This window comes from Dactylosporangium sp. NPDC005555 (assembly GCF_040605635.1).
GTDB lineage: Bacteria > Actinomycetota > Actinomycetes > Mycobacteriales > Micromonosporaceae > Dactylosporangium.
The window spans coordinates 61,549-86,829 of the sequence record NZ_JBEXDG010000046.1; the positions used below are offsets into that span (position 1 = coordinate 61,549).

Consider the following 25,281-nt stretch of genomic DNA (forward strand, 5'->3'; position numbering starts at 1 on the left):
GCTCCTTCCGTCGTACACCGGCTCAGCACGGTACGGAGGAAGGCGATCGATGGCAATGAATTACATCTGTTTTCACGCACCAGGGACGGCGCCGGCCCCCGCCGCACTGCGGGAACCGGCGCCGTCGTCACCACGGGTTACGCCAGGGTGAACCGCCACTGCTGGTTGGTCGAGCCTTGACAGGTCCACTGCAGCAGGCGGGCGCCGTCAGCGGTGGAGTTGCCGTTGACGTCCACGCACAGTCCACTTTGGACGTTCTTCACCGTGTATACACCGGACGTGCCGGTCGGGGTCACGGTGAACTTCTGGTTGTTGCCGTTGTTGCACGTGAACTGCTGCAGGAACGCCCCGTTGGCGGTCGAGCCGCCGATGATGTCGAGGCACTTGCCGCTGTGCACGGCCTTCAGGTAGACCGCGCCGCCACCGGCGTCCACGGCCTGCCACTTCTGGTTGTTGCCGCCGGTCGGGGCCCACTGGATGATCTGGGCCTCGTCGGCGGTCGACACGCCGTTGACGTCGACGTTCTTCCCGCTGTGCTGCGCGGTCAGCGTCCACGTCTTGCCGGCCACGCCGCCGGTGTTCGGGGTGCCGACGCCGGCCCCGCCGAAGGTGAACGAGTCCAGGTCGAAGCCGTTGTTCGCGCTGTTCTTGAACACCATGTACAGCGTGTGCGTGCCGGACAGCGCGGCGGTGTTGACCGTCGCGGTGTTGGCGTAGTTGTCCCACCCGCCGGTGCTGGCGATCGGCGTCGTCGCCAGGAGGGTGCCCGTCGGCGAGTCGGCACGCAGCTCGATCGAGCCGCCGCCGGTCGGCGTGGACACCCGGTAGGTGACGTTGGTGATGCCCTGCAGGCTCATCGGGTTGAACGAGATCCAGTCGTTGTTGGAGATGTCCCCGATGCGCTTGGTGCTCTCCGCCCCGGCCTGGTCGATGACCCGGATGCCGGACTGGGCGGTGAAGTACTCCGCCTGCTTGTGCTTCGGCTGCAGGATCGCCTGGCCGTAGCCGGTCAGCGGGGCCGCGCCGCCCGCGCCGCCGTTGTCGGTGTAGTGGGCGACGAGGGCGTAGAACAGGTTCGCGCCGTCGGGGTGCCCGCCGAGCAGGTCGGTGGAGATGGTCCCGGAGCAGCCCGGGTATTCGGTGGTCTCGTGCAGGTGGTCGTCGTGACCGAGGGCCGGGTTGACGTAGACCTTGGAGCAGTCGATCGCAGCGCCGCCCGGGTCGGTGACGTTCACCGTGTAGGAGACCTGGTCGCCGAAGTTGAGCATGCCGCCGTTGACCGGGGTGCTGACCGTGACGGTCGGCGCGGTGTTGCCGACGGTGATCTGCACATTGGCGAAGCCGGACTTGCCGGTGTTGTCGGTGACCTTCAGCTGGGCGGTGTAGTTGCCGTTGGCGGTGTACGTCTTGGCCGGGTTCTGCGCCGTCGACGTGGTGCCGTCGCCGAACGTCCACAGGTAGCTCAGCGTGTTGCCCGGGTCCGGGTCGGCGGTGCCGGCACTGGAGAACTGGACGTTGAGCGGGGCGTTGCCGTTGGTCGGCGTCCCGTTGGCCTTGGCGATCGGCGACCGTCCACCTTGGACGTAGTCGATGCGGTAGAGGCCGGAGTCGTTGTTGCCGCCGCCGAACGCCGAGCCCCATTCGAGGAGGTACAGCGAGCCGTCGGGGCCGAACTCCATGTCCATCGGCTTGTTGAAGTTGCCGCCCGGCAGGAACGTGTTGGTCCGGGTGACGGCGGTGCTGCCGTCGAAGTGGACCTCCTTGACGTAGTTGCGGGACCACTCGTAGAAGAAGTTGACGCCGTCGTAGTACTGCGGGAACTTCGTCGAGGAGGGGTTGGCGGCGTTGTACCGGTAGACGGGACCGCCCATCGGCGCCGAGCCGCCGGAGCCGAGCTCCGGGAAGTTCGGCGATGCGCCGTAGCCGTACCACATGTTCGGCGCGACGACCGGCTTGAGGCTGGTCAGGCCGGTGTTGTTGGGCGAGTTGTTGACCGGTGCGGCGCAGTTGAACTTCGCGCCGACGACGCCGGTGTCCGGGTTGTAGGGCGCGTAGGGCTGGTTGTCGCCGTGGCAGAACGGCCAGCCGTAGTTGCCGGACGCCTTGATGACGTTGAGCTCCACGAGACCCTCGGGCCCGCGGTTGGTCGTCGGCAGGCCCCGGTCCGGGCCGTAGTCGGCCAGGTAGACCCAGCCGTTGGCCGGGTCGATCGAGAAGCGGAACGGGTTGCGGAAGCCCATGGCGTAGACCTCGGCCCGCGTCTGTGCGGTGCCCTGCGGGTAGAGGTTGCCCGACGGGATGGTGTAGCCGCCGGCTGCCGCCGGGCGGATCCGCAGCAGCTTGCCGCGCAGGTCGTTGGTGTTGCCCGCGGTCTTCGCGGCGTCCAGGTGCGACTTGCCGGCCCGCCAGTCGAGCGGGGCGTAGCCCTGCCAGTTGCTGTCGAGGTTCGGCGCGACGTCGTCACCGGTGCCGATGTACAGGTTGCCGTCCGGCCCGAAGGCGATGTAGCCGCCGGTGTGGCCGGGCTCCGGTGAGGTGCGGTCCCGGGTGGCGGGGATGTCGATGATGGTGACGCCGCTGGACATGTTGAGCGTGTCGCCGCTCAGCGTGTACCGCGACACCCGGTTGATGTCCGTGGTGCTGCCGGCCGGCGAGTGGTACACGTACACGTAGCCGTTGCTGGCGAAGCCGGGGTCCAGCGCCAGGCCGGTGAGGCCGTCCTCGCCGCCGGTGTAGACGCTCAGGGTGCCGGCGGTGACGGTGGTGTTGGTGCTGGGCTTGAAGATCCGCACCTGCCCGGCGCGCTGCACGTAGAGGACCCGGCCGTCCGGCGCGACGGCGAGGGCCATCGGGTCGGCGGTGTTGTCGTCCAGGGTGCGCTTCTCGAAGTTGCCCCAGACGGTCCCGCCGCAGTCGCCCGCGAGGTTGCCGGCCGCCCACCGGATCCCGCCCAGGACGTGGTTGCGGAAGAACGTCTCGCTGTAGGACTCGATGGCGTGGCCCATCGCGGTCGTCCAGACCCGTCCGCCGCCGGCGTTGCGGCACCAGGAGATCGGGTGGTCGCTGCCCATGGCGCGGGGGCCCGGGTTGTAGGTGCGCTCGTCGGCCGTGACGAGCACGTGCACGTCGCCGCGCGGGTTCTTGTCGAAGTTGTACCACTCCTCGCTGCGGTTCCACCGGTCCGGCAGGCCCGCCGTCGACGGGTGGAACTTGTCGGCGACGATGGCCTGACCGGCCAGGACGCCGGGGGAGTGCTCGGGCATGTGCGCGCCCGCGTTGACCGTCTGGTCCCACCACGGGTATTCGGTGTCGATGCCCATGTCGGTGGCGTTGTGGATCGCGACGATGCCTCTGCCGCTGGCCAGATAGCCCTCCACGGCAGAGCGCTGGGCGGCCGTGGTGAAGACCATGCCCGACGTCTGCAGCATCACGAGGACGTCGAAGGTGGCCAGGTTGGCCGGGGTGAAGACGGCGGAGTCCTCACTGAACACCGCCTCGAAGTTGTTGGCGGCGGCCTGCTGCTGGATCATCTGGATGCCGGCGGGGATCGAGTCGTGCCGATATCCGACGGTCTTGGTGAACACCAGCGCGCGGAAGGCGGGCGCCGCCGCCGCGGGCTTGACGAGCGCCATCGACAGCAACATGCCGACGATGGTGCCCAGGATCAACGTGCTTCTTCGCATGCCGTTTCCTCTCGGCGGGACAACGCGATGCGGGCCATGGGCGCACGACAGCACCACCCGTGGACAGGGTTGAGCGACGTGTGAGTGATCCGGTCGGGTCGACTGCCGTCCGCCGCGACGGACAGTGACATCGACCGGATGGAGACACGTCAGCTGCCGTGACGAAGAGTCACAACGATGGGTTCTTCTGCCATGGCTCGCGGCGCCAAGCCTGCTCTGGCAGACCTTTTGAAGTCAATACGGACAACATATGGGCAGCTCATAACGCTTTTTTGCAGCCCATTTCTTCGCCCGGAGAGCACGGTTTCGTAGCTGTTCTGTCTTGATCGGGTTACGTCATTGCCAGTCGGCGCTCCGACCTTTAACGTGGCGGACACAAACTTTTGTTTCATCCGGCAGAAGTGCTGCAGCGGCAACCGGAAGATCTAGCGATGTGAAGTTCGATGCCTACGTTGAGTGCTGCGTTCGTCGATGCGGTCACGCCCTGAGGTGACACACCGTTAGGAGAAATCGCCATGCCATGGAACTCGCTGCTCACGCTCCGAAGTGTTGGCGAGGCACCGCATCCCCTTGGAGTTCACGTGAGACGATCCACGTCCGTTGTCGCGGCGATGAGTGCCGCGTTCAGCGGTACGGCACGATCGACGGCATCTGGATGGACGCGGGTGCGACGGCGGTTGCTGCGGTGGAGGCGTTCCAGGACGCGGGGAAGCCGGTGCCGCCGATCAACGGTGAGGACCAGCTGGACTTCCTGAGGTTGTGGAAGGACAAGACGCTGACCGCGATCGCGCCGACCTACCCGACCTACCAGTGGCGCACGCCGATCATCGCGGCCATCCGCATTCTCAACGGCGAGCAGGTGTCCAGCCCGTGGAAGCTGCCGCAGCCGACGGTGACGCAGGACAACCTCGACAAGTACGTCGACGCCAACATGCCGCCGCTGCACTACGCCATGTGCGGCTGCACCGACCTGCCCGGCTACCCCCAACGCTGGAAGTAAAGGATGCCGATCAGACCTGCGTGAATCGCCACTGCTGGTTGGTGGTGCCCTGGCAGGTCCATTGGACCAGCCGTGCGCCGTCGGCCGCCGCGTTGCCGAAGACGTCGACGCACAGTCCACTCAGGACGTTTCTGATGACGTAGACACCCGCGGGCGCCGTCGTCACCGGTGTGACGGTGAACCTCTGGTTGTCGTCGTTGTTGCACCGGTACTGCTGCAGGTAGGCCCCTGCGGAGGTGGAGCGGCCGGCGACGTCCAGGCACTTGCCGGACTGCACGGCTTTGAGCGTGACGGTGCCACCGCCGGCGTCGATGACCTGCCACCGCTGGTTGTCGGCGCCGGTCCCGGGCCATTGGACGACCGGGGCCCGATCGGTGCCGGAATGTGCCTCGACGTCCATGAGCTTGCCGCTGTGCTCCGCGGTCAGCGTCCACGTCCGCCCGATGACCGGCACGGCGCTGGAAAGGCTCGGTCCCGGTGTCGAGGGTGCGGTGGGCTCGCGGGTGCCCGGTGCAGGTCCTCTGGTTGCGGACCCGGCGGTGACCGGTGGTTGCGGAGGTCTCGGCGGTGGCACCGCGACGCGGGTGGGCGTGGGTTCGACCGGTGGCGTGGACACTGCAATCGGCGTGACGACGATCCCGGCCACGACGACCGTGCCCGCGACGAGGGAGACGAGGGGATGCGCTGCCACGGCACCCGCGAGCTTGCCCGCCAGCGAGAGGTGCGCGGTGCCGGTCGCGGCGTGCGCGAATGAGTTCGCGGCCGCCGGAAGCAGGCCCTTGGCCATGAGGGCGGCGATGAGCGTGGCCGGGACGGGGAGCACGGCGAGGGCCGTGATGATCTTGTCAATCCTGATCAGGTCTGCCGTGGTCGCGGTGCAGACGGCGCAGTCGCGGACGTGCCGGGCGATCCGTTTGCGCCAGACGGTCGACGGCTGCCCGTCCCATTCGGACACGACGGTGTCCAGGCCGGCGCAGCGAGGCTCGGCGGCGAGGGCGCTGACGATTCCCCGGCATCGCTCCAGCTGCTCGCGCATCCGCTGCAGACGGACACCGGCGTGCGCGACGCTCACCCCCATGGCTTCGGCCACCTCGGCGCGGCTCATGAGCTCCGCCGTCTCCTGCCACCACAACGACAGCAGGGTCCGGTCGTCCGGATCCAGCCATCGGCTCGCCTCGGCCAACCGGCGTCGCTGCTCGGCGAGCTGCATGTGCAGCACTGTCGTGCGCTCGATGTCCGCCGCGCTGTCCGCGACGTCGGCCGCCTCCTCGATCGCGGTGGTCCGCGCCGCCGTGGACTGCCAGCGGTCCCTATGCCTGCCGATCTGATGCATCGCCACAGCGGCCAGCCACGGCCGGAAGCTCTCAGGGCTGCGCAGGCCCGGCAGGTCCCGCAGCACCAGCAGCAATGTCTCCTGCACGACGTCGTCCACATCGGCGGGCCTGCCCACGGCCCGGCCGACGATGTTGTACAGCAGGGGCAGACACGCCGAGATCAACTCGTCACGCGCATCCCTGCTGCCGGCCTGCGCGGCGATGACCAGCGGCGCATAGTCACCCCGGAAGGTCACGGGCGGCACGGATGACGGCTTCCGCAGCCGGGGTGCCGGTCCGCCGTGCATATCAGGTCCCACAATCGCCGTCATGAATGCGGAGGTCGTGCATCGGCCCACCACAGTGTCGACGGAAGGCGATGGTGTCAAGATCCCGCCGCGGAGCGGTCCATTGCGCGAATCGGCATAACAGTTTTTCCGGGAGCGGTTCAGCGACAACGGACAGTCACACTCAGCGTTCCCGGGTCGTGGCCGCGTCGCCAAGCGTGCTGAAGCCATCTTCTGATGTCAATGTTTTTGCCCGTACCATCAGGTCAAAGGCCATATCGTGAGCCAGGGCGGCGGGGAAGCGCTCTCCGTGGACTCGCCCGTCCGGCCTGCTGGCATCGGTCGATCGGCGGAGGTTGGGCAACGGCTTTGTTTCGGTGTCGTTGCGCCGTTGCGGCGGAACATCGAAACATTTAGTCTGCTCTCCGCGACCTTTGTTCGAAACCAGCAAAAGTTACGGACTTCAAAGGCGAAAGTCCCCACGCTGAGTGCTCCACCGATGCTCGACCGCAATCACGATTGTCTTCGATGGTTACGGTCAGTTAGGGGTTTGGCATGGCTGAAACGCCCCCGCTGCTACGGCTCGGTGGGATCGGCAAGTCCTTTCTCGGCGTGCGCGTGCTGTCCGATGTGGACATCGACGTGCACCCCGGCGAGGTGCACGCCGTCGTCGGCGAAAACGGTGCCGGCAAGTCCACCCTCATGAAGATCATTTCTGGGGTGTACACGCCCGACGGCGGCACCATCGAGCTCGACGGCCGCGCCGTCGGCTTCCGCGGGCCGCGCGACGCGCAGAGCGCCGGCATCGGGATCATCCACCAGGAGTTCAACCTGCTGCCCGAGCGGACCGTCGCCGAGAACGTCTTCCTCGGCCACGAACCCGTCCGCCGCGGCCTGGTGGACCGCAGGGCGATGCACGAGCGCACCGCCGAGCTGCTGGCCACGGCCGGCGAGACGTCCTTCGACCCCGGTGTGAAGGTCGGCCGCCTCGGCGTCGCCCAGCAGCAGGTCGTCGAGATCGTCAAGGCCCTGGCACTCGACGCGCGCCTGCTCATCATGGACGAGCCGACCGCCGCCCTCGCCGACCACGAGGTCGAGCTGCTCTACGCGCTCGTCCGGCGGCTGCAGGAACGCGGCATCGGCCTGCTCTACGTCTCGCACCGGCTCACCGAGGTCTTCGACCTCTCCGACCGGATCACGGTGCTCAAGGACGGCCGGCGGGTCACCACCCTCGCCACCGCCGGCACCACCGGCGACCAGCTCGTCAAGCACATGGTCGGCCGCGAGCTGGCCGGCTACTTCCCGCCGCGGGCCGCACCCGGCGACATCGGCGCCGTGCGCCTCGCCGTCCACAATGGAGCGAATCACAAGCTCCGCGACGTCGACGTCGAGCTGCGCGCCGGGGAGATCCTCGGCATCGGCGGCCTGCAGGGCTCCGGCCGGTCCGCGCTCGCCCGCGCGATCTTCGGCGCCGACCCCTTCACCGCCGGCACCGTCGAGCTCGACGGCAAGCCGGTGCGGCTGCGCTCGCCCCGCACCGCGATCCGCGCCGGCATCGCGTACGTCACCGAGGACCGCAAAGGCGAGGGCATCGTCGCCGGCCAGTCGGTCCTGGACAACGCCCTGCTCGCCGGTCGCGCCGTCTTCCCCAGCTGGCGGGCCCGGGGCGCACGCACGATCAAGGTCCGCGAGCTGCTCGCCGCGGTCGAGGTGCACGCCGCCGGTGACGACCAGGAGATCCGCTTCCTGTCCGGCGGCAACCAGCAGAAGGTCGTCCTCGCCCGCTGGCTCGCCGTCGGCCCGAAGATCCTGCTGTTCGACGAGCCGACCCGCGGCATCGACGTCGGCGCGAAGTCCGCCATCCACGACCTCGTCCGCAAGCTCGCCGGCGACGGCGCCGCGGTGCTGATGATCTCCTCCGAGCTGCCCGAGCTGCTCGGGATGAGCGACCGGATCGTCGTCATGCGCGACGGTGCCATCGCCGGCGAACTTGCGGCCGGGGCCAGTGAAGAGGACGTCGTCGGGCTCGCTACCGGCGCCCTGACCGCAACCGAGGTGACCGCATGACCAGGCCGGAGCGTAGCGGAGGGCTGGGCATCATGAGCGCAGTTTTTGGGTCAGGCCGACGCCGGAGCGTAGCGGAGGTGGCGGCATGACCAGGCCGGAGCGTAGCGGAGGGCTGGGCATCATGAGCGCAGTTTTTGGGTCAGGCCGACGCCGGAGCGCAGCGGAGGTGGCGGCATGACCGTGGCCCCGCCCGTTCCGGCGAAGACCACCGCGATCCGGCTCAAGGCAACCGCTGCCGGGCCGGCCCGCGGGGTCTACATCGCCCTCGCGCTGACCCTGGCGATCGGCTGGATCGTCGTCGCCATCGACGGCGGGTCGCTGTTCAACCAGTCCACCGTCGTCAGCCTGCTGCACGTCGCGACCGGCCTCGGCCTCGTCGCCGTCGGGCAGACCCTGGTCATCCTCGCCGGCTCGCTCGACCTCTCCGTCGCGTACGTCATCAGCATCAGCACCCTCGTCGCCGCGGAGACGATGGCGGGCAGCGACGGGAACATCCTGCCGGCGCTCGGCCTGGTGCTGCTCGTCGCCGCCGCCATCGGGCTGCTCAACGGGCTGCTGGTGACGAAGCTGCGGATCAACGCGTTCATCGCCACCGTCGGCGTCGGGCTGCTGCTCAAGGGGTACCTCGACAACGGCTACGACGGTCCGGCGGGCAAGACCGCGCCGGCGTTCGTCCAGAGCCTCGGCTACCAGCGCGTCGGCCCCGTCCCGGTCGCGTTCCTGCTGCTGCTCGCCGTCGCGGCCGCGGCCTGGTTCGCGGTGCGCAACACCCGCTTCGGCCACCATCTCATCGCCGTCGGCGGCGACCCCGACGTGGCCCGGCTCTCCGGCGTCCGCAACGACCGGATCCTCATCGCCGCCCACGTGCTGTGCGCGCTGTGCTCCGGCCTCGCCGGGATCTACCTCGCCAGCCGCCTCGGCTCCGGCGCACCCCGCGTCGGCGTCGAAGGCCTCTACGACCTCGAATCGATCGCCGCCGTCGTCCTCGGCGGCACCGCCCTGGCCGGCGGCCGCGGTGGCGTCCTCGGCACCGTCGGCGGCGTGCTGCTGCTCGCCAGCATCGACAGCATCTTCAACCAGCTCGAGGTCGACGCGTTCTTCAAGCAGGTCATCCGCGGCGTCATCATCATCGCCGCGGTGGCCGTCTACGCCCGGCGGATGCACCGCCGCCGCACCGCGACCAGGAAGGCGGCGGCATGACCACCACCGTTGTCGAGGCGAGCCCGCGCCGGCGGGTCAATCTCCTGAAGCCCGGCGGGATCGCGCCGATCGTCGGCATCCTCACGATCCTGCTGGTGCTGGTCGCCGTCCGGCAGCCCGACTTCTTCGCCCCGGCGTCGCTGCTGTCCTTCATCGGCCGGTCCGCGCCCATCATCCTGCTCGCCGCCGGCCAGTACTTCGTCATCGTCTCCGGCGAGTTCGACCTGTCCGTCGGCTCGCTCGTCACCGCCCAGGTGGTCGTCGCGGCCCGGCTCATCGACAGCGACCCTGCCCGGACGTGGCCGGTGGTGCTCGTCGTGCTCGCCTTCGGCGTCGTCGTCGGGCTCGTCAACGGCCTGGTCACCACGCTGCTGAAGGTGCCGTCGTTCATCACGACGCTGGGCATGTACCTGATCCTCGTCGGCGCCGTCTACCTGTGGTCCGACGGCGCGCCCAAGGGCGGCCTGTCCGAGGAGTTCCGCCGCTTCGGCCGGCGCGCGTTCGAGGACGTGCCGCTGCTCGGCCGGGTGCCCTACGCGCTGCTCATCCTGCTCGGCGTCGCCGCCGTCGCGGTCGCGGTCATGCGGTCGGACTTCGGCCGCACCCTCGTCGCCGTCGGCGGCAACCCGCGCACCGCGGAGCTCACCGGCATCCGGGTCTGGCGCACCAAGACGACCGCGTTCGTGCTCAGCGGCGTCTTCGCCACGATCGCCGCGATCCTGCTCGGCGGCTACAGCGGCGTGTCGTTCCAGGCCGGCGCGGGCCTCGAGTTCGGCGCCATCACCGCCGTCGTCCTCGGTGGGGTCGTCCTCGGCGGCGGCCGCGGTGCCGTCGTCGGCGCCATGCTCGGCGCGCTCACCCTCGAGACGCTCTTCGCGCTCCTCAACTTCTACGGCATCTCCGGCGCCCTCCGGGCAGGCGTCCAGGGCCTGATCATCCTCATCGCCGTCGCAGTCGGAGCACTGCGCCGCCGCTGAGGCGCTCCCCACACCCCATCCCTAGGAGAACACGTGAGACGAACCACGTACGTCGCCGCGGCAATGTCAGCCGCGTTGCTGATCCTGACCGGCTGCGCCACCGACGAGCCCACCACGTCCGCCTCCGGCGCCGCGTCGTCCACCGCCTCGGCGGGGTCCGGCACCGGCGAGCAGTCGAAGTTCTTCGTGCAGGCCGACTACGACAACGAGCTGTCGCTGCTGCAGGCGACCGCGACCGGCCCCGCCGACAAGCCGTGGGAGCAGGTGCTCAACCCGAAGCTGGTCGACACCGCCAAGTACAAGAAGGCCGGCCCCTACAAGATCTGCTTCTCCAACGCGGCGCTCAACAACCCGTGGCGGCAGGTCGGCTACAAGGTCATGCAGGCTGAGGTCGAGGCGCAGAAGGCGAACATCAAGGAGTTCGTCCACGTCGACGCCGAGGGCAAGGACAGCAAGCAGATCGCGGACATCAACGACCTGCTCGGCAAGGGCTGCGACGCGCTCATCGTCTCGCCGAACACGACCGCCACGCTGACCCCGGCCGTCGAGGCCGCCTGCGCCAAGGGCCTGCCGGTCATCGTCTTCGACCGCGGCGTGGACACCAAGTGCCCGGTCACGTTCATCAACCCCATCGGCGGCTACGGCTTCGGCCACGTCGGCGCGTCGTTCCTGTCGGAGAAGGTCAAGCCCGGCGGCAAGGTCCTCGCGCTGCGCATCCTGCCCGGCGTCGACGTCCTGGAGACCCGCTGGTCCGCCGCGAAGGTCCAGTTCGACAAGGCGAAGGTCAACGTCGTCGGCGTCGAGTTCACCGACGGCGACCCGGCCAAGACCAAGAAGATCGTCAACGACTACATCCAGCGGTACGGCACCATCGACGGCATCTGGATGGACGCCGGTGCGACCGCCGTCGCCGCCGTCGAGGCCTTCCAGGACGCCGGCAAGCCCGTCCCGCCGATCAACGGCGAGGACCAGCTCGACTTCCTGAAGCTGTGGAAGGACAAGAAGCTCACCGCGATCGCGCCGACCTACCCGACCTACCAGTGGCGCACCCCGATCATCGCCGCGGTGCGGATCCTCAACGGCGAGCAGGTCTCCAGCCCCTGGAAGCTGCCCCAGCCGATGGTCACCCAGGACAACCTGGACACCTACGTCGACGCCAACATGCCGCCGCTGCACTACGCCATGTGCGGCTGCAAGGACCTGCCCGGCTACCCCCAGCGCTGGAAGTAGTGTGACGCTCGTGCGTGCCATCGGTGCCAATCCCTGGATCTGGTCCTCGCCCGTCTCCGACGCCGCCCTGGCCGTGATCGTGCCGCGCCTCGCGGCGTGGGGCTTCGACGCGGTCGAGCTGCCGGTCGAGCAGGTCGGCGACTGGGACCCGGCACGCACGAGCGACCTGCTCGCCGCGCACGGCATCATCGCGGCCGGGGTCTGTGCGGTCACGCCGCCGGGCCGCGACCTGGTGTGCACCGACGCGGCGACCGTCGCGTCGACCCAGGCCTATCTGCGGGCCTGCGTCGACGCGGCGGCGGCCGTCGGCGCCTCCTGTGTCGGCGGTCCCGTCTACGCCGCGGTCGGCCGCACCTGGCGGATGACCCCTGCGGAGCGGCGGGCGTGCTACGCGGACTTCCGCTCAGGTGTCGCCCCCGTCGCCGACTACGCGGGGGAGCGCGGCGTGTCGATCGGGGTCGAGGCGCTGAACCGCTACGAGACCAGCGTCGTGAACACCATGGAGCAGACCGTCGAGCTCCTCGAAGGTCTGCCGTCCAACGTGGGGATCATGCTGGACACGTACCACATGAACATCGAGGAAAAGGACCCCTACGCCGCCGTGGCGGTCGCCGGCCCGCACATCAAACACGTCCAGGTCAGCGGCACCGATCGGGGCGCGCCCGGCAGCGACCACCTGGACTGGCCGCGGTTGCTCGCGGAGCTCTCCAGGACCGGCTACGCGGGCGCGCTGTGTATCGAGTCGTTCACCGCCGAGAACGAGACCATCGCCGCCGCCGCCTCCATCTGGCGCCCCCTCGCCCCGTCACAGGACCAGCTGGCGCTGGACGGCCTGGCCTTTCTGCGCGGGCTGCTCGCCGGTCTGTGATCGACTACGGTCGCTGCCACGGGGAGTCCGTCGGTGGGGATCGCCGCGATCTGCTCGCCGGCGCCGCCGTGGAGGCGCGCGCCACGACCGTCATGCCCGCGGGGCGGCCTGCCACAGGTCGGCGGTGTCGCGGACGTACGACTCGTAGGAGCGGGACGGGCGGCCCAGGAGCGCGGTCGTGGCCGCCACGCTCCGGGCGGACGTGGCCATGCCGCGTTTCGCGAGGAGTGCGTAGGTGTGCAGGAAGTCGTCGCGCTTCTGGCCGTCGAGCCGGCGGGTCAGCACCGCCCGCCAGTCGCCGGTGCCGTCGTAGCGGACCGGGCGGCCGAGGGCGTCGCTCCACACGCGGGCGGCCCCGGCGCCGCTGATCGACGCGGGGCCGGACAGGACGTGCCCGCCGGAGGGGAACGCCGGCTCCGTCAGGGCCCGCGCGACGATCTCGGCGGCGTCGCGCAGGTCGATGCGGTTGACACCCTTGTCGTGCACGGGCAGCGGATAGCCGCCGGCCAGGATGTCGTCGCGGACGATCTCGTCGTTCTGGTAGTAGTTCGGCAGGCCGAACACCACGGGGTCCGCGCCGGCGCGGGACATCAGGTGCGCGATGCGCAGTTTGCCGCGGTAGTGCGGCAGCGCCAGGCCGAGCGCGGTGCGCAGCAGCCACCTGCTCGCGGCGGTCCTCCCGCCGAGGTACACGCCGGCGAAGACGACCCGCACCCCCCCGGTTCTGGCAGGTCCGGGCGAACGTCTCCGCCAGCCGCAGCTCGTCGGGATGGTGCGGCGACACGTACAGCGCGGCCCGGACACCCACCAGGGCGGCGCCGAGGTCGCCGGTCACCGCCGCCGCCCCAGCGGGCAGGTGCGGGATCCTGCCCGTGTCGCGGACCAGCGCCCGCACGTCGGCGCCACGGGCCAGCAGTGCCCTCGTCACGGCGCCGCCGATGCTGCCGGTCGCGCCCGTCACCAGAACCGTCATCGTTTCCTCCCGGGAAGTCGTAAGGTCGCTGCCCCGAAACTGCGGCAGCGACCTTACGGATCACTTGGGACGAACTTGCGCCGCCCGGCTCAAGTGCTATGCGGGCAGGTGGGAGACGACGAGCTTGGCGAGCTTCTCCGTGTCGGTGCGGCTGCGGCCCTCCTTCGGCGCGTCCTTGACGCCGGTGGAGATGACGAGCAGGTCGTCGCCGACGAGCACGAGGACCTGACCGTTCGGGGTGTCCCAGTAGGCGTCGCCGCCCACCCCCGCGACCGCGGCCGCGTCGCCGGTCCGCTGGCTGGTGAACTGCTTGCGGTTGTCGGTGGCGCCGGCCGCCGTGAGCGCCTTGCGGTAGCCGACGTTGGCATACCGCTGGTCGTCGGCGGACCAGTACACACACGAGTTGAACCTGGTGTCGGTCTTGCCGGGCTCGTTGTCGGTGAACTTCGCCGGGCCCTTGAGCTCGCCGCCGAGCACCGCCCGCGCGTCGGCGGCCTGATAGAACTCGCAGCCGGGCGTCGCCGCCACGGCTGTCGCGCTCGCCGCCGCGGCGGTCTGCGTCGCTGCCTGCGTGGCCGCGGGTGGAGACGGTGCCGGGTCGGCGGCGGTGCCGCCCGAGCAGCCGGTGAGCGCCGCCGCGGCGAGCAGCAGCGCGAATCCGATGGGTCGCATGTCGTGGTCCCCTTCGCCGAAGGCAGCCGCGATGCTAGCGGCCCTCCGCAACCGCCGGGACCAGCGTGATGGTGAGCGTGTGGGTCACGTCGTCGGCGAAGCTGCCGTCGACGCCCAGCGTGATGGAGCCCTCCTGGGTGATCGCGAACGTGATCCCGACCGAGCTCTCCTTGAGCACGAACGGGTCGTCGCCGCCGGCGGCGCGCACCATCGTCGCCCGGATCGTGCGGACCGCGTCGAGGAACACCGACTCGATGTCGTCGTCGCGGACCTGCCGGCCGGTCGGTGCCGGTGGCGTCAGCGACACCTTCACCGCGTGGGTGTCCTTGCGGGTCACCTTCCCGCCGAGCTTCACCTGCATGCCGATGAACGGGATGCGGAAGTCGACGCCGCCGCCCGAGGTCTTCGTCGCCACGACGTTGAGGTGCAGGTCGACGGTGCCGACCCGCAGGTCCCGTCCGCCGTCGGTGCTGGACAGGTTCGCGGCCTTGATGGACCGCTTCACCGTGTCGATGAGCTCCTCGACGGACGCGCCGTGCTCGGTGACATGCATGGATGGGCTCCTCAATGGTGGTCGGACGGGCCGGTCACGCCGACGGCGTGCGGGTCGCCGTAGGTCGAGTACGCCAGCCAGGACGGGTCCGCGGTGTCCCTGATGGCGCGGCGGGCCTCCAGGCTCGCCGCGCCGAGATCCCGGTCGGCGAGCAGCGCGGCGTAGAACGCCTCCGCGTAGAGGCCCGCCTGGCGGCTCTCCACCGGCCACAGCGTGCCGACGAACGCGCCGGCGCCGGCCGCCATGAACTGCCCGGCCCAGCCCATCATCCGGGTGAAGTACGGCGCGGACCGGGCCGTGTGGCAGGCGTTGAGGAAGATCAGCGGGTGCCGGTCGGTGAGCCGCCGCTCGACCCGCGCGCTGTTGAGCATCGCCGGGACGAACGCGCCGCCGTCCATCTTGATCGACGACCCGCCGCCGTCGACGGAGAAGCCGTTGTGGCAGGCGAAGTGCAGCAGGCCCGCGTCGCCGCCGTCGATGACGGCGAGCAGGGCGTCCAGCGCCGGGATCGGCTCCGGCACCGTGCTGACGCCCGCCGCGGTCAGCAGACGGTCCACCCTGGCGATCTCGTCCCCGGCGTGCACCGGAGGGTTCGGCGGCACGACGTACCGCGCGTTGCCGAGCCGGATGACCGGCGCCCGCCGGTGGTCGGCGACCTGCCGCAGCACCGGGAACTGCTCCACCAGGAAGCCCTCGTCGTGGCCGGGGGCGAGCGGGTACAGCAGCTCCCACGGCAACCGGTCGTCGCCGCAGACGATCGAGAACGCGCCGATCTCGTCCCGCAGCTGCCAGAACTGGTCCTTGATGACGTCGGGCACCAGCTCCTGCCACAGGCCGACCCCGGTCTCCCGGACCCAGCGGTAGGCGTTGCCGGCGGTGTATCCGGCCTCCTGCATGATGATCCGGCGCAGCGTCTCGATCGTGGCGCCGAGCGCCGGGCCCGGGTCGGTCACCAGCGACGGGCCCAGCACCCTGGAGGAGTAGAAGCTCGGCGGTGCCATGAGCCGGAAGGCGTACCGGTCGCCGTCGGGCTCGACGAGCAGCGTCACCTCGCCGGTGCGCGGCAGCACCGACCCGATCGCGGCGCCCTGCGTCCGGCGCCGGGCCGAGGCCGGATCCGCCTCGGCTGACACCTGGCAGGTGACCGTGGCGAGCGGCGTGCCGCCGGCCCACGCGCTGACCCGCACGTGCAGCAGGCCGTGCGCCTCGGCGCGCACCGCGAAGCGCACCGGCGGGGCGTCGCCGCGCTCGGGCACCTGCACGGTGAACTCGGTCTCGTCGAGCGTCACGAGACCGCTGTCGACGCCGATCAGGATGGTGACGGGACCGGCCGCGGGCGCCGCGAGCGGGGCGCCGGGCCGGCCGTGGGCGGGCGCCTCGGCGGTGATCTGCGCGACGACGCTGAAGTGCGCGCCCACCCGCACCGCCGACGGCGCGTCGCACACGAGGTGGTGCGCACCGCCCTCCCCGTCGGGCGGCAGGTTGCGCTCGCCGACCGGGTCTCGTGGCCGGACGGAGGCCGGCACAAGGTCCGACCGCAGGGCCAGCAGCGCACTGACGGCGGCCATGACGTCGCGCGACGCGGCACTGGACCCGTCGACGCCGTCGACGTAGCGGGCGACGGTGAACACCGCCACCGGGCTCTGCCCGACCGCCCGGGCCAGGGCCTTGACGGAACGGTCCGGAAGGCCCAGCTCGGTGAAGAGACCGTCCCAGACGGCCTGGTCCGCCATCGGCACCAGCGCCGCGACCATCTCCGCGAGGTCCTGCGCCGCCCTGTCCAAGGCCTCGTCGCGGCGGCCGCGCAGCACGGGCCAGAAACGATGGACCGCCTGCGCCGGCACGATTGTGGCGGTGCGGCCGCTCAGTCCGACAGCCACGCCGAGGACCTCCCCGGTGACCGGGTCGACCACCGGTGCGCCCAGCAGTGGGCTGCGCTCCTGATCGGCGGCGTGCCGACCGTGATCAAGATCGACGATCGCCCGGTCGGGTCGATGCCACGCAGGCCCGATGGTCACTCCCATCAGCAAGCCGTGGCTGACCTGGTCGATGATCCGCACCCTCAGCGGAGACGCCGGAGCCATCGGCGCGAAGTGCGCCGCCGGGAGGCCGGCCGGGCGGAGCAGACGGAGCACCGCCAGGTCGTCCCCGGCAGAGGCCCTCACCGCCTCCATGTCGACCCATCCGTAGGCCAGCTCGGCCCGCAGCCGACGGCCGGCCACCGCGCTCGCGCAGGTCAGCATGTGGTGGTCGTCGATCAGGATGCCGGTGGCCACCGGGCCGGCCGGGTCGTGCAGCGGCACCGCCCGCGGATCGATTCCCATGCCGCCTCCCTCCGCGTCGACAGCTCGCACGTTACGGTATGCGAATGCTCCGTCCAGAGCGTGTCACCGCGGTGCTCGTCGGTGTCGAGCGGTATGACGCCGGGACCGGATGGGCGCTGCCCGGGCCGGCCGCGGACGCGGTGCGCTTCGCCCGCTGGCTGCGGTCGCAAGGTGTGCCACCCGACCGGATGCACGTGCTCGCGACCGCCCTGCCAGACAGCGAGCGGCACCTCGACGAGCTGGGCCTGCCGGTGCGCACCCCGGACCAGGGGACCGTGCGGGACCTGCTGACCAGGACGCTGCCGGCCCTGGAGAGCGAGCTGCTGTTCGTGTACTGGGGCGGCCACGGCATCGTCGACGCGCAACGCACCCGCCGGCTGTTCTACGCCGACGCCACCGAGGCGGACAAGCGCAACCTCGACCTCGTGGCGTTGCTGGACCTGCTGTCGTCGGACCGGTACAGCGGACACCCGCGGCAATTGCTGGTCATCGACGCATGTCAACGGCTTGTCGACGAGCTGCGGCTGGTGGCGCGCCTGCCGGCGGAGCGCTTCTCCGCCGGGCACGAGACCGTCGTGCTGGAGCAGCAGGTCCTGCTCGCGGCGAGCACCGGCCAGGGGGCCGCGAACCTCACCGCGCGCGGCACGGGCGTGTTCTCCGCCGCGGTGCTCGATGAGCTGCGGTCCGGCATCGGGCAGGACGGCGCGACGCTGGCGGAGGCACTGGACGGCGCGGCCCTCGCCAAGGCCCTCGACGAGCGGTTCCGCCGGCGGCGGGCCGGCGGTGCGACGACGCAGGTGCCGGCGTACCTGTCGCTGTCCGGCCCCGGCATGGAAGGGCAGCTCGTCACCGCCACCGGCGGATCGCCGGGCCGGCTCGAACTGCGGCAGATCGGTGCGATCGCCGACGCGATGCTGCTCAACGACGAACTCGTCGACGCAAGGAACCGGTGGGCGATCATGCTGCTGATGCCCGGCGACATCCGCGCCGCGGTGCCCGCCGCCGACCGCGCCCGCACGCACGTCATCAACTGGATCACGACCTGCGCCAGGTATCCCGACGGCAGAGCCGCCCTGGTCGGTGCCCTCGAACTGGGCATGGCGGACCGGGCGGGGCTGGCCCGGACATCGGCGGTCATCGAGCGGGAGTGGATCGCGTGACAGGGGTGACGTGCCAGGTCGGGCACTGTGAAAGCGCGAACGCACACCGTATTGTTGGGACGGTTGCATCGGCGCGTGACCGGACCGACCCGGACGTCGCCGGCGGGCCCAGCACGCGAGCCGGCATCCGATCCGCGCGACCTGGGGGGTTGACGTGAGCGAATCCGAGCCGGATGTGCCCACCGAGCTGGTGGATCTGTCCGACATCGACATCGACACACTTCGCACCTTGTCCGATCCCGTCTTCGTCCGGTCGCTGCACCACGTCGTCCGCGCCGACGCCGACGCCGGTGTCGTGGTCGTCGCGGGCTTCGACCCGCCCCGCGTCGTCGTTTCCTGAGCAACCCGGCGAGCGTCGTTGACCAGGCTGCACCGACTGTCCCCGGGGCAGTTCAGCGGGCTCGCGCGCGGCGCCGGCGGGGTGGACGCCCTGGCCGTGCTGCGGGCCGCCCAGCGCAGCAAGCACCTGCTGCGCCTGCGGGCCGTCATCGACGCCGCCGAGCGCGACCCCTCGGTGTGGTCCGCGGCCTCGGTCGCCGGCAACCTCGCGGCGCTCGCCGACGTGCAACGGCGGGCGCCCCTGGAGGTGCGCGCGCTGCTGGAGCACCCGCAGATCGGCGCCTGGTCCGCGGCGTGCCTCGCCCGGCTGCGGTCCGCCGGCCTGCCACCGGTGTGGGACCTCGCGTACCTGGGCAACATCGCGCTCGCCGCGGCCGTCCGCGCGTCGGTGGACGTGCGGGTCGTCGTCGCGGCGGGACCGGCAGGGGTGACGCTGCCGGCGACCGGCAGGGCGGCGCTGCCCTGCGCCGGCGATGCCGTGCTGCCGGCGGCGCTCGACGACGGCGGGGTCCTCCGGTTCGCCGGCGGGCACGCCGTCGACGTCCACGGTGACCCTTCCTGGTTGCCGATGCGCCGCGTGTACGCGGGTGAGCCGCCGCTGCTGTTCGCCGCCGACCTCGACGACCTCGACCCGTACCGCGACGGCTACGGGTTCCCGCCCGGTGACCGCCTCGACGACAGCGCCGCGGAAGGCTGGGCGGCGGCGGTCCGCGAGGCCTGGACGGTCCTGTGCGCGACCGACCGTGACCGGGCCTCCGGCGTCGCGGCGACCGTGCGCAGCCTGATCCCACCCGGCCGGCCCGCCCCCGCCGCCGGCTCCAGCGCAAGCTCCCGCGACGCCAACGGCGCGGTCGCGCTCGCCGGCCCGGGCCGCGGCCTCGACGTCGCCGTCACCCTCGTGCACGAGGCCCAGCACAGCGCCCTCAACGGCCTGCACGACCTGACAACGTTGTTCCATCCCGACACCGGCGCCCGCTACTGCTCGCCGTGGCGCGACGACCCCCGGCCCCTGGCCGGCCTGCTGCACGGCGTCTATGCGTTCCTGGCCGTCGCGGAGTTCTGGCGCGCCCGCCACGAGCGCCTCGGCGATCCGGCGGCGGGCTTCGAGTTCGCCCGGGTCGAGGCCCAGGTGCTCGCCGCGCACCGGGTCCTCACGCAGGCGCCGGGGCTGACCCCGTCGGGCGCGAGGGTGGTGACCGGCACCGCCGAGACCCTCGCCGGCTGGCCGCGCGTGGACGTCCCCGCCGACGCCCGCCGTGTGGCGGAGGACCTCCTCACCGAGCACCGCATCCACTGGCGCCTCCGCAACCTCCCCCCGTCCCCGGCGACAACGGCCCGCCTCGCGGCCGACTGGGATGCCGCGGCCCGGGACGCGACCGCCTGGGCCACGGGGCACCGCCTCGCGGCCGGCTGGGACGCGGGAAACCGGGACGCGGCAGGCTGGGACGCGGGGGAGCGGGACGCGGCAGGCTGGGACGCGGGGGAGCGGGACGCGGCCGGCTGGGATGCCGCGGACCGGGGTGCCGCCGATGGGGATTTGGGCGAATGGGCTTCGGAGGGCCGGGATGCGGCAGGCCCGGATGCGGCTGGCAGCGATTCGAGGGACAGGGCGGACCAGGATGCCGCGGACCGGGATTCGGATTCGGGCGGCGGACCGCCGGCGGGCCGGTTCGCCGGGGACCCGGGGGATGCGACGCGGGGCGCGGTGCTCGTGCCGCGGCAGCGGTCGGCCGGTGGGACGCTGCTCGGTCAGGCGCACCGCCGGTTCGTCACGGGGGAGCCGCCCGCCGACCCCGGCAGCGTGACCGCGCGGCTGGTCGCCGGCGGCTACGCCACCGCGGCGCACGAGTGCCTGCGCCTGATCGCCGCCGGCGCCGCGGACGACGACACCTGGGTGCACCTGGCGATCGCCGAGGGCCGCCGGATCTCCGGCGGGGACGCCGCGCTCGCCGAGATGCTCGGCGGTGACGGACGGCCGGAGCTCCTTGTCGCCGTGCACCGCAGGCTCAGCGCCGCGGGCCGGATCGCGAGCCCGTCCGCTCTCGCGGCCTGGCTGTCCGACGCGGTGCCGGCCTGACCGGTCCGGCACCCGGCGCGACCGTCAGGTGGCGGTGACCTCGATGTCGTGTTCCATCCGGCGGCCGAGACTGGTGTTGATCATTTCGGGGTGTTCGGGGCCGAGCCGCTCGCGCATGCGGTTGAGCGTCTCGTGGCGCAGCTGGTTGGCCTGGGCGTCGGCGCCGGTGCTGCCGAGGTCGAGCACGACGTTGGCGGCGCAGGTGAGGGTCATCGGGTGATCGGCGCCGCGGACCGCGGCCGACGCGGCGAAGACCCGCTCCGACGTCTGCAGCGCCAGGTCGTACTCACCGGCTGCGGCGTAGTCGTTGCTGCGGTTGTTGCCCGCGCAGAGGGTGTGCGGGTGGTTCGGGCCGAGGAGGCGTTCCAGCCCCGCATACGCCTCGTCGGTGAGGGCGCGGGCCTCGTCGTGCCGGTCCAGCGCGCGGAGCACGATCGCGAGGTCGGCGGCGCACGCGTGGGTGAACGGATGGTCGAGGCCGAACGTCTCGCGGTAGGAGTCCAGGGCCTCGGTGCCGCGCTGCTGGGCCGCGTCCAGGTCCCCGTTGACGCGCAGCGCGTTCATCAGGGTGAGCATGGCGGCGAGCGTGTGCTCGTGCTGGCGGCCGTAGAACGTCTGGTAGACGCCGAAGTTGGCCAGCGCCTGGGCCAGCGCGCGGCGGTAGTTGCCGGTCTTGCGCCACATGATGGCGAGGTTGCGCTTGGCGAACATCAGCTCGCTGTGGTTGGCCGGCAGGCGGGCCTCGTGCATGCGGAGCTTGTCGCGCTGCATGGACAGCGCCCGCTGGTATTCGCCGAGGCCGTGCAGGTCCCGCACGAGGCTCGCGTACGAGTACAGGGTCCGCGGGTTGTCCTCGCCCAGGATCTCGCCGCGGCGGCGGGCGGTGGTCTCGTCGAGGTCGTGGGCGCGCCGGAACAGGCCGAGCAGGCGGTAGTCGACGGCCAGGTTGTGCGCCTGGCGGAGCGTGGACAGATCATCCTCGCCCATCACCCGCCGGTACCGGCCGAAGTTGTCCTCGTCGAGCTCCTTCGCCTGCTCGAACTGGCCGAGGAGGCGCAGGTCCGCGGCCACGTTCATGGCGGTCGCGAGGGTGTGCTCGTGGTCGGGGGTGAGGGTGCGCCGCATGCGCTCCAGGACGTCCTCGTTGAGCTGCCGGGCGGTGTCGTACTCGCCGACGGCGCGCAACGCGTTGGCCAGGTGCCGGCGGGCGATCAGCGTCATCTCGTTGTCCGGCCCGAGCCGGCCGTGCCAGATCTCGACCGCGTACTCACCGAGGTTGCGGCTGGCGGCGTAGTCACCGATCGCCAGGTAGTAGCGGATCTGGTCGAGGACGGCCCGGCGGGCGTCGGTGTTGTCGGAGAAGACCGCGCCGCTCGGCACGATGTGGGGCGCGATCTGGGCCAGCTGCGGCCAGTTGATCGAGTCGTCGGGGCGCCCCGGGTTGGACAGGCCGAGGACGGCGTGGGCGCTCGCCTCGTTGCGGACCCGCTCCTCCTGCGACATGTCGTCGCGCAGGACGGCGCCGATGAGGCCGTGGATGCGGATGAGGTCGCGCCCCGGGTCGATCTGGGCGAGCGCGAAGCGGCCGAGCTCGCGCACCGCCATGCGCAGCTGCGCGTCGTCGCGGATGACCTCGCGCAGCGGCGCGGGCAGGTCGGCGCCGCGGCCGCGCATCAGCATCGGCACGGCGAGGGGGTGCGAGCTGAGGAACACGCACAGCTCCAGCAGCTGCGCGGCCGCCTCGGACCGCTCCCGCAGCCGCTCGAACGCCACCCTCAGCGTCACCGCGACCGAGGTGCGGTAACCGGCCGGGGTGCCCTCGGCGAGGACCGCGGTGGGGTGCTCGTCGAGGATGCGCAGGTATTCCTGCAACTGCATGCCGGTCTGCAGATGGACGGCGACCGCCTGCTCCAGGGCCAGCGGCAGGTGACCGAGCCGCTCGGCGAGCTCCAGCGCCTGCTCCTCGGTCAGCTCCGGCCACCGCCCGCGCAGCAGCGCCACGCTCTCCGCGTCGCGGAAGACGTCGACCTCGATCGCGTTGCGCTCGTTGGCCCAGCTGCGGTTGCGGCTGGTGATGAGCACGTGGCCGCTGCCCGTGGGCAGGAACGGCTGCAGCGTCGCGGGATCGTCGGCGTTGTCGAAGATCAGCAGCCAGCGGCGGTGCACCTCGCCGAGGCGCAGCACGTCCAGGACCGCGTCGACGGTGTCCTCGACCGCGTCGCTCGGCGGCAGATCCAGGCGCTTGGCCAGCGACACGAACGACCGCCGGATGGACCTGTCGTCGTCGGCCTGCACCCACCACACGAGGTCGTAGAACGACTGGTTGCGGTACGCGAACTCGATCGCGAGCTGGGTCTTGCCGATGCCGCCGAGGCCGTGCACCGGCTGCGGCACCAGGGTCGCCTGGTCGTGCTCGCGCAACCCCGCGGCGATGGTCTCCAGGATCTCGTCGCGGCCGGTGAAATGCGTGTTCTTCGGCGGCACGCCACCCCAGGTGGTCGGACGGCTCACCCGCCCCGAATCCGACTCGGGCATGGTTGCCGTCATGGAGTTCACGTCGTCTCCCGAAGTCGCTTCACCAGCGATAGATACAGTAGCGTCCAGCAGGGCGAGGGCGGCCTCGTCCGGGGAACTCGACGCGGCGTCCGGTGCGGCGGCCCGCTCGTAGAGCCCGTCGCAGACCTCCCTGACCGCGGCCCGCCCGCCGAGGTCCTCGCAGAGGTCGTCGATCAGCCGGTGCAGCTCGATCGCGGCCTGCTCGTCGAGCCGGTGCGCGGTCAGCTCCAGGTAGAGCAGCTGGGCCCGGTCGCCGGTGGGGCCGGAGACCTCCTCCAGGCGGCGCAGGCCCTCCACGGCGTCGGTGCACTGCTCCAGCAGCGGCGGCAGCAGAGGCGCGAGGCTCGGGTCGGCGAGGACGTCGGTGAGGGCCTCGGCGGTGAGCGTGCCGACGAGCTCCTCCAGGCGGGCCCGCTGCCGTCCTTCGGGCAGCGGCCGCAGCAGCTCCTCGACGAGGGTGTTGAGCTCCTGCCACTCGGGTGACGCACCGCCGAACGCGCGCAGCAGCACCACCAGGTCGCCGAGCGCGCCGAGCTGCACGCAGGTGCTCACGATCGACCAGATGTCGACGTTGGCCGAGCCGGACGCCCGCGGGTCGAACGCCGACCCGAAGTCGTTGCGCAGCTCGCCGAGGACCGCCGTGCGCTTCGCCTGGTCGCTGAGGATGCCGACGGCCTCGATGGCCTCGACCAGCCGGTGCTTCTCAGGGATCTTCAGCTGCCGCCGGGCCGCGCCGGCCGAGGAGGAGCGTGCCATGGTCATGTCGCTCACCTCACCGTCCCAGGTGGAATGTCGGCCATGAGACGGTCGAGGGCTGCCATCTCGGACGATCCCTGTTCAAAGAGCCTGATGACCTCGACCAGCTCGGCCAGGCCACCCGGAAACCGCAGACACGCACGTAAGATCCCCAGGATATCGAAGTTTGCCTGCGGATTGCGATCCGCGCTCCGGCTGATATCGGTCCGCAGCGCCGCCACGATCCGCTCCCGCGCGGCGGGCTCGGCCATCGCGGGGACCGCCGCGAAGGACGGCATCATGCTCAGCGCGTGCGCGTCCGCTCGTACGGGCCGCGGATCGTGCGACAGGAGCGCCGCCAGCGGTCGCCAGATCGCCGCGACCGCCTCGATCGGGACCATCCCGGGGAATCCCCCGGGGGTGACGACGACGCCGATCACGTGACCGGCAGGGTCGGCGGTGGCGACGCCCGCGCCGGCGAGACCTTGCGGCGGCGGGGTGTCGAGGTCGAGCCGGGGGCGGCCCAGGTCGTCCGGGATCACGGTGCCGCGGGTGTACGAGCCGTGGGCGTCCGGGACGCGGACCCGTAATCGTCGCCGGTCCCACCGGGCCAGCGGGGCGGGGCGCACGGTGCCCGGCACCGGCCCGTCCAGCCGCGCCACGACGACCTCCGCGCCGGTCGCCACGGCCGCGGCGGTCAGCGCCGGGGAGCCCTCGACGACCGGGGTCACCTCGAAGGCCCGCCCGGCGGCGGTGGCGGCCACGACGTGCCGGCCGTCGACGCAGACCCCGCATCCGGTGCCGGCCAGCGCCAGCCGCCAGGTGTCGAACGGGGCACGGGGCGGCACGGGACCTCCGAACGGTGGACGGGGCGACCGGGACGGGCGCCGCGAAGTCTAGTGCTGTGACCACTAACGTTCACCGGTTTGGTGGTGTTGTGGTTCCTCGCCGCAGGGTGCGGTCGAGCGACTCCCCACCGGGGTGCTGGTGGTGGGGCGGGCCTCAGCCGGCCAACCGACCCGTACCGTCCCCTGTGCCGCACCGGCCGCCACCGTTGATGGTGGCGGTCGGTGTGATGGGTGGCGGCGTGGGTCACGCCGGGACAGTCCGGCACCGGGGAGGTGCCGTCCTGCTCGACGGTGCGTGAGCGTCACTGGCAGCACTGCTGTTGTTGTTGTTGTTGTGACGCTGGAACCATCACCCACATTCGTGGCCGGTGTCCGGCCAGGGGTGCGGGTGGCGATGGTGGCGGCCGCGAACAGGTCAC

The 25,281-nt window shown here is 71.4% G+C and carries 17 protein-coding genes and 1 pseudogene; 9 read left to right on the forward strand and 9 right to left on the reverse strand.

Translation table 11 applies throughout. From position 1 onward, the window contains the following. Positions 1-137: 137 nt before the first annotated feature. On the reverse strand, positions 138-3,683 hold the full coding sequence (locus tag ABZS58_RS36805; protein WP_354787954.1) for a ThuA domain-containing protein: 3,546 nt from the start codon (positions 3,681-3,683) through the stop codon (positions 138-140). Positions 3,684-4,338: 655 nt separating this feature from the next. On the opposite strand from ABZS58_RS36805, the gene ABZS58_RS36810 reads away from it, so the two are divergent. Continuing rightward, a complete protein-coding gene (locus tag ABZS58_RS36810; protein ID WP_354787956.1) occupies positions 4,339-4,683 on the forward strand; it encodes a hypothetical protein in 345 nt (114 codons plus the stop codon). Between the two features lie 10 nt (positions 4,684-4,693). On the opposite strand, the gene ABZS58_RS36815 is transcribed toward ABZS58_RS36810, so the two are convergent. Beyond that, positions 4,694-6,253 (reverse strand): sigma-70 family RNA polymerase sigma factor, encoded by a 1,560-nt coding sequence (locus ABZS58_RS36815; RefSeq protein WP_354787957.1) that lies wholly within the window; start codon positions 6,251-6,253, stop codon positions 4,694-4,696. Positions 6,254-6,838: 585 nt separating this feature from the next. Between ABZS58_RS36815 and ABZS58_RS36820 the strand changes: the two genes are divergently transcribed. The 5 genes from ABZS58_RS36820 to ABZS58_RS36840 all read left to right on the forward strand — a co-directional run bounded on the left by ABZS58_RS36820 (position 6,839) and on the right by ABZS58_RS36840 (position 12,625). Continuing rightward, positions 6,839-8,350 (forward strand): sugar ABC transporter ATP-binding protein, encoded by a 1,512-nt coding sequence (locus tag ABZS58_RS36820; RefSeq protein ID WP_354787958.1) that lies wholly within the window; start codon positions 6,839-6,841, stop codon positions 8,348-8,350. 174 nt (positions 8,351-8,524) lie between these two features. Further along, entirely contained in the window at positions 8,525-9,550 is a 1,026-nt protein-coding gene (locus ABZS58_RS36825) for an ABC transporter permease (protein ID WP_354787960.1), read from the forward strand. Further along, positions 9,547-10,527 carry an ABC transporter permease gene (locus tag ABZS58_RS36830; protein WP_354787961.1) on the forward strand — a complete coding sequence of 327 codons (981 nt, stop codon included), beginning with the start codon at positions 9,547-9,549 and terminating at the stop codon, positions 10,525-10,527. The genes ABZS58_RS36825 and ABZS58_RS36830 overlap by 4 nt, the downstream gene beginning before the upstream one ends. A 33-nt stretch (positions 10,528-10,560) precedes the next feature. Beyond that, entirely contained in the window at positions 10,561-11,757 is a 1,197-nt protein-coding gene (locus ABZS58_RS36835) for an ABC transporter substrate-binding protein (RefSeq protein WP_354787962.1), read from the forward strand. Between the two features lie 10 nt (positions 11,758-11,767). Then, positions 11,768-12,625, forward strand: a complete 858-nt coding sequence (locus ABZS58_RS36840; RefSeq protein ID WP_354787963.1) for a sugar phosphate isomerase/epimerase family protein — start codon at positions 11,768-11,770, stop codon at positions 12,623-12,625. A gap of 90 nt (positions 12,626-12,715) precedes the next feature. On the opposite strand, the gene ABZS58_RS36845 is transcribed toward ABZS58_RS36840, so the two are convergent. The 5 genes and pseudogenes from ABZS58_RS36845 to ABZS58_RS36865 all read right to left on the reverse strand — a co-directional run bounded on the left by ABZS58_RS36845 (position 12,716) and on the right by ABZS58_RS36865 (position 17,147). Further along, on the reverse strand, positions 12,716-13,339 hold the full coding sequence (locus tag ABZS58_RS36845) for a hypothetical protein (protein ID WP_354787965.1): 624 nt from the start codon (positions 13,337-13,339) through the stop codon (positions 12,716-12,718). 106 nt (positions 13,340-13,445) lie between these two features. Further along, a pseudogene (locus ABZS58_RS36850) lies at positions 13,446-13,598 on the reverse strand (NmrA family NAD(P)-binding protein); the annotation flags it as partial. A 96-nt stretch (positions 13,599-13,694) separates the two neighbouring features. Then, positions 13,695-14,270 (reverse strand): hypothetical protein, encoded by a 576-nt coding sequence (locus tag ABZS58_RS36855; protein WP_354787967.1) that lies wholly within the window; start codon positions 14,268-14,270, stop codon positions 13,695-13,697. Positions 14,271-14,304: 34 nt separating this feature from the next. Further along, positions 14,305-14,823 carry a trypco2 family protein gene (locus tag ABZS58_RS36860; protein WP_354787969.1) on the reverse strand — a complete coding sequence of 173 codons (519 nt, stop codon included), beginning with the start codon at positions 14,821-14,823 and terminating at the stop codon, positions 14,305-14,307. 11 nt (positions 14,824-14,834) lie between these two features. Continuing rightward, positions 14,835-17,147: a CHAT domain-containing protein gene (locus ABZS58_RS36865; protein ID WP_354787971.1), complete on the reverse strand. Its 2,313-nt coding sequence runs from the start codon at positions 17,145-17,147 to the stop codon at positions 14,835-14,837. Positions 17,148-17,191: 44 nt separating this feature from the next. Here ABZS58_RS36865 and ABZS58_RS36870 point away from each other — a divergent pair, with 44 nt between their 5' ends. From ABZS58_RS36870 to ABZS58_RS36880, 3 genes are all read left to right on the forward strand, one after another. Further along, positions 17,192-18,307 (forward strand): hypothetical protein, encoded by a 1,116-nt coding sequence (locus ABZS58_RS36870; RefSeq protein ID WP_354787972.1) that lies wholly within the window; start codon positions 17,192-17,194, stop codon positions 18,305-18,307. Positions 18,308-18,461: 154 nt separating this feature from the next. Continuing rightward, positions 18,462-18,647 carry a hypothetical protein gene (locus tag ABZS58_RS36875; RefSeq protein ID WP_354787974.1) on the forward strand — a complete coding sequence of 62 codons (186 nt, stop codon included), beginning with the start codon at positions 18,462-18,464 and terminating at the stop codon, positions 18,645-18,647. Positions 18,648-18,665: 18 nt separating this feature from the next. Then, the gene (locus tag ABZS58_RS36880; protein WP_354787976.1) at positions 18,666-20,723 is read left to right on the forward strand and encodes an HEXXH motif domain-containing protein; all 2,058 of its coding nucleotides are present in this window, start codon (positions 18,666-18,668) and stop codon (positions 20,721-20,723) included. 24 nt (positions 20,724-20,747) lie between these two features. On the opposite strand, the gene fxsT is transcribed toward ABZS58_RS36880, so the two are convergent. Continuing rightward, complete coding sequence (gene fxsT, locus ABZS58_RS36885) at positions 20,748-24,041, reverse strand: FxSxx-COOH system tetratricopeptide repeat protein (protein ID WP_354787977.1); 3,294 nt, start codon at positions 24,039-24,041, stop codon at positions 20,748-20,750. Positions 24,042-24,046: 5 nt separating this feature from the next. Next, positions 24,047-24,862: a hypothetical protein gene (locus ABZS58_RS36890; RefSeq protein ID WP_354787979.1), complete on the reverse strand. Its 816-nt coding sequence runs from the start codon at positions 24,860-24,862 to the stop codon at positions 24,047-24,049. Positions 24,863-25,281 lie beyond the last annotated feature (419 nt).